We start from the raw sequence: 5,884 nt of genomic DNA on the forward strand, positions 1-5,884 counted from the left end.
AAAAAATATTTAAAAAAAACTTGATTTTATGCTTGCTATAACGGAAAAGCATTCTATCTTTGCACCCGCTTTGGGAGTTAATTATCCTTTAGTTTTTAAAGCGAGAATAACGGTCTTAATTTTTTTTGAATTATTTTTTAAAAAGTCTTGCGGAATTAAAAAAGTGTTGTACATTTGCACCCGCTTAGCGCACGAAGCTCTTATAAAAATGATGATTTGGTAATAATTTTTTAACGGTTCGATTCCGTTTTCATCACCAACTCCGTGAGGAGAAAGTTCATTGACATATTGAAATTGACAAGCGTATGAGTTTATATTCGAAAGGATATAGATTTATATTGAAAACTAAACTAAGATTATACCTGAGAAATTTTTTGAGATAATCGAACTTATAGTTGTATAAATATTATTTAAGATTTAACGATGAAGAGTTTGATCCTGGCTCAGGATGAACGCTAGCGGCAGGCTTAACACATGCAAGTCGAGGGGTAACAGGGTGCTTGCACCGCTGACGACCGGCGCACGGGTGCGTAACGCGTATACAATCTGCCTTGTACTGAGGGATAGCCCAGAGAAATTTGGATTAATACCTCATAGTATGTAGAGATGGCATCGTCTTTATATTAAAGGTTACGGTACAAGATGAGTATGCGTCCTATTAGTTTGTTGGTAAGGTAACGGCTTACCAAGACTACGATAGGTAGGGGCCCTGAGAGGGGGATCCCCCACACTGGTACTGAGACACGGACCAGACTCCTACGGGAGGCAGCAGTGAGGAATATTGGACAATGGGCGAGAGCCTGATCCAGCCATGCCGCGTGCAGGAAGACGGCCCTATGGGTTGTAAACTGCTTTTATACAGGAAGAAACACTCCCTCGTGAGGGAGCTTGACGGTACTGTAAGAATAAGGACCGGCTAACTCCGTGCCAGCAGCCGCGGTAATACGGAGGGTCCGAGCGTTATCCGGAATCATTGGGTTTAAAGGGTCCGTAGGCGGGCAGCTAAGTCAGTGGTGAAAGTCTGCAGCTCAACTGTAGAATTGCCATTGATACTGGTTGTCTTGAATTAATGTGAAGTGGTTAGAATAAGTAGTGTAGCGGTGAAATGCATAGATATTACTTAGAATACCAATTGCGAAGGCAGATCACTAACATTATATTGACGCTGATGGACGAAAGCGTGGGGAGCGAACAGGATTAGATACCCTGGTAGTCCACGCCGTAAACGATGGATACTAGCTGTTCGATCTTCGGATTGAGTGGCTAAGCGAAAGTGATAAGTATCCCACCTGGGGAGTACGTTCGCAAGAATGAAACTCAAAGGAATTGACGGGGGCCCGCACAAGCGGTGGAGCATGTGGTTTAATTCGATGATACGCGAGGAACCTTACCAGGGCTTAAATGTAGTATGACAGGGGTGGAAACACCTTTTCCTTCGGGCATATTACAAGGTGCTGCATGGTTGTCGTCAGCTCGTGCCGTGAGGTGTCAGGTTAAGTCCTATAACGAGCGCAACCCCTGTTGTTAGTTGCCAGCACATTATGGTGGGAACTCTAACAAGACTGCCGGTGCAAACCGTGAGGAAGGTGGGGATGACGTCAAATCATCACGGCCCTTACGTCCTGGGCTACACACGTGCTACAATGGTAGGGACAGAGAGCAGCCACTGGGCGACCAGGAGCGAATCTATAAACCCTATCTCAGTTCGGATCGGAGTCTGCAACTCGACTCCGTGAAGCTGGAATCGCTAGTAATCGGATATCAGCCATGATCCGGTGAATACGTTCCCGGGCCTTGTACACACCGCCCGTCAAGCCATGGAAGCTGGAAGCACCTGAAGTCCGTCACCGTAAGGAGCGGCCTAGGGTGAAGCTGGTAACTGGGGCTAAGTCGTAACAAGGTAGCCGTACCGGAAGGTGCGGCTGGAACACCTCCTTTCTAGAGCTTACCTGTTTTTAACAGGAAAGTGTACGACGATAAGTTCGCATCAGAACACACCCTTGGGTGTTTTCTTGGTTTAGTTTGTCAATTTTAATTAATTTAAGTCTTAAGGCATAAGTATCAGTATATCAAAACTGATAACTGTATACTGAAAACTAAGGACAATAGAGTCCCATAGCTCAGCTGGTTAGAGCGCTACACTGATAATGTAGAGGTCGGCAGTTCGAGTCTGCCTGGGACTACAAATTAAATTAAAGGAAATTTTAGAAGTTGGGTTTTCCAAGTTGACGTATAGGTCATCAATTAACTGATAACTGTTAACTGATAACCGACAACTGAAAACAAATGGGGGATTAGCTCAGCTGGCTAGAGCGCCTGCCTTGCACGCAGGAGGTCATCGGTTCGACTCCGATATTCTCCACTATTTATTTCTTTGGAAATAATACGTTCATTACATATTGAAATAGGGTATTAGCCACTAGGGGCTAATGAGTTTAAGCTGTTATGGTTTAGATTTTAGATCGGTTCGACTCCGATATACACATCAATTCCTAAGATATACTAGGGATAGGCTGTTAGAACAACCTAAGGAAACATACTACATGTTAAATCAGTTCTGCCGTCATCTTTATTGTGTTGTTATAAAAGGAAAAACGTTCATTGACATATTGAGAATAAGAATACGAGAAAAGTAATAATTAATACGTTATTAGTTTTAAGTGTTAGGTTGTAAGTTTACTTACGGCTTATATCGTATAACTAATAGCGAATATGAATAACTCATTAAGAGCAAAAAAGTACAATAAGCAAATTAAGGGCGTATGGGGAATGCCTAGGCTCTCAGAGGCGATGAAGGACGTGATAAGCTGCGAAAAGCTGCGGGGATTGGCACATACAAATTGATCCGCAGATATCCGAATGGGGCAACCCAGTACATTGAAGATGTATTATCCGCAAGGAAGCAAACCCGGGGAACTGAAACATCTAAGTACCCGGAGGAAGAGAAAACAATAGTGATTCCGATAGTAGCGGCGAGCGAAATCGGATTAGTCCAAACCAATGTCGTTACGGCGATATTGGGGTTGTAGGACCACGACATTTGGTGCTTTATGAATTAGAACACGTTGGAAAGCGTGGCCATAGACGGTGATAGCCCGGTATAAGTAAAGACAGTTACCGATAGTGGTATCCTGAGTAGTGCGGGGCACGTGAAACCCTGTATGAATCCGGCGGGACCATCCGCCAAGACTAAATACTCCTGAGAGACCGATAGTGAACCAGTACCGTGAGGGAAAGGTGAAAAGAACCCTGAATAAGGGAGTGAAATAGAACCTGAAACCATACGCCTACAAGCGGTCGGAGCAGACTTGATCTGTGACGGCGTGCCTTTTGCATAATGAGCCTACGAGTTACTGTTGTTAGCAAGGTTAAGATTTTTAGAATCGGAGCCGTAGCGAAAGCGAGTCTGAATAGGGCGCCATAGTTAGCAGTAGTAGACGCGAAACCGTGTGATCTACCCTTGGGCAGGTTGAAGCTGTGGTAACACATAGTGGAGGACCGAACCCGTTGACGTTGAAAAGTCTTGGGATGACCTGAGGGTAGGGGTGAAAGGCCAATCAAACTCGGAAATAGCTCGTACTCCCCGAAATGCATTTAGGTGCAGCGTTGATATTAGTTTTATAGAGGTAGAGCTACTGATTGGATGCGGGGGCTTCACCGCCTACCAATTCCTGACAAACTCCGAATGCTATAAAATATGATCAGCAGTGAGGGCATGGGTGCTAAGGTCCATGTCCGAGAGGGAAAGAACCCAGACCATCAGCTAAGGTCCCAAAATGTATGTTAAGTTGAATAAACGAGGTTGGATTGCACAGACAGCTAGGATGTTGGCTTGGAAGCAGCCATTCATTTAAAGAGTGCGTAACAGCTCACTAGTCGAGCGATCCGGCATGGATAATAATCGGGCATAAACATACTACCGAAGCTATGGACTCCCCCAAGAGGGGTGAGTGGTAGGGGAGCATTCTAGTTGTATTGAAGGTGAACTGCGAGGTTTGCTGGAACGGCTAGAAAAGAAAATGTAGGCATAAGTAACGATAATGCGGGCGAGAAACCCGCACACCGAAAGACTAAGGTTTCCTCAGCTATGCTAATCAGCTGAGGGTTAGTCGGGACCTAACGCGAACCCGAAAGGGGTAGTGGATGGACAACAGGTTAATATTCCTGTACCTGCTCACACTAAACGTGACGGAGGCGAAAAGTTAGTGCGTACTGACGGAATAGTACGTTGAAGCAAGTGGTAACACTGCGATAGTACACTGAGACTACGGTCAAGGTGATAATCTAGCAAATCGACTTCCAAGAAAAGCAAGTGAAGCAGCCCGTACCCTAAACCGACACAGGTAGTTGGGATGAGAATTCTAAGGTGCTCGAGAGATTCATGGCTAAGGAACTAGGCAAAATCGACCCGTAACTTCGGGAGAAGGGTCGCCCACAATTTATTGTGGGCCGCAGTGAAGAGGTCCAGGCGACTGTTTATCAAAAACACAGGGCTCTGCTAAATCGAAAGATGATGTATAGGGCCTGACACCTGCCCGGTGCCGGAAGGTTAAGAGGAGATGTTCGCGCTTGCGCAAAGCATTGAATTGAAGCCCCGGTAAACGGCGGCCGTAACTATAACGGTCCTAAGGTAGCGAAATTCCTTGTCGGGTAAGTTCCGACCTGCACGAATGGTGTAACGATCTGGACACTGTCTCAGCCATGAGCTCGGTGAAATTGTAGTATCGGTGAAGATGCCGGTTACCCGCTGTGGGACGAAAAGACCCCGTGAACCTTTACTATAGCTTAGTATTGACTTTGGACAAATAATGTGTAGGATAGGTGGGAGACATCGAAGCAGCGTCGCTAGGCGTTGTGGAGTCACTGTTGAAATACCACCCTTTATTTGTTTAGAGCCTAACCCAGCGATGGGGACAGTGCTTGGTGGGTAGTTTGACTGGGGTGGTCGCCTCCAAAAGAGTAACGGAGGCTTCTAAAGGTTCCCTCAATACGGTTGGCAATCGTGTGTAGAGTGCAATGGCATAAGGGAGCTTGACTGAGAGACCTACAAGTCGATCAGGTACGAAAGTAGAGCATAGTGATCCGGTGGTTCCGCATGGAAGGGCCATCGCTCAAAGGATAAAAGGTACTCCGGGGATAACAGGCTGATCTCCCCCAAGAGCTCACATCGACGGGGGGGTTTGGCACCTCGATGTCGGCTCGTCACATCCTGGGGCTGGAGAAGGTCCCAAGGGTTGGGCTGTTCGCCCATTAAAGTGGCACGCGAGCTGGGTTCAGAACGTCGTGAGACAGTTCGGTCTCTATCTACAGTGGGCGCAAGAAATTTGAGTGGATCTGATCCTAGTACGAGAGGACCGGATTGGACTAACCTCTGGTGTACCAGTTGTTCCGCCAGGAGCACTGCTGGGTAGCTACGTTGGGAAGGGATAAGCGCTGAAAGCATATAAGCGCGAAACCCACCACAAGATGAGATTTCTTTAAAGGGTCGTGGGAGACTACCACGTTGATAGGTCATAGGTGTAAAGGCAGTAATGTCATAGCCGAGTGATACTAATAACCCATAAGCTTATGTACGACGCTTTCCCACCCGCAAGGGTGGGAGGCTAACTCTTTTACATGAGCAAATTCTAACTTAATTATAACTATTTTCCTATTCTTACTCAATGTGTTATGTTATTTGCTGGCTATGCCAGCAGTCTGATCGAAACGATCCGACTTAAAACTAAGGTGGTTATAGCGACGGGGCTCACCTCTTACCTTTCCGAACAGAGAAGTTAAGCCCGTTTGCGCCGATGGTACTACACTCGTGGGAGAGTAGGTCGCCGCCTTCTTTAAGACTCAATCAATTTATTTTGATTGAGTCTTTTTTTTTGCACTAAAATCA

At 46.1% G+C, this 5,884-nt stretch carries 2 tRNA genes and 3 rRNA genes; all 5 read left to right on the top strand.

Features of this window, described 5'->3' with window-relative positions:
* Positions 1 to 420: 420 nt before the first annotated feature.
* The 5 genes from ACY2RU_RS17280 to rrf all read left to right on the top strand — a co-directional run bounded on the left by ACY2RU_RS17280 (position 421) and on the right by rrf (position 5,831).
* Positions 421 to 1,938 (top strand): 16S ribosomal RNA (locus ACY2RU_RS17280).
* A gap of 171 nt (positions 1,939 to 2,109) precedes the next feature.
* Positions 2,110 to 2,183: transfer RNA gene (locus ACY2RU_RS17285), tRNA-Ile, on the top strand.
* A 105-nt stretch (positions 2,184 to 2,288) separates the two neighbouring features.
* Positions 2,289 to 2,362 (top strand) — tRNA-Ala (locus ACY2RU_RS17290).
* Positions 2,363 to 2,741: 379 nt separating this feature from the next.
* Positions 2,742 to 5,574 (top strand): 23S ribosomal RNA (locus ACY2RU_RS17295).
* Between the two features lie 149 nt (positions 5,575 to 5,723).
* Positions 5,724 to 5,831, top strand: a 5S ribosomal RNA gene (gene rrf / locus ACY2RU_RS17300).
* Together the 16S, 23S and 5S rRNA genes with 2 tRNA genes alongside form the textbook arrangement of a ribosomal RNA operon.
* Positions 5,832 to 5,884 lie beyond the last annotated feature (53 nt).

The organism is Ulvibacter sp. 2305UL32-6, assembly GCF_058148545.1.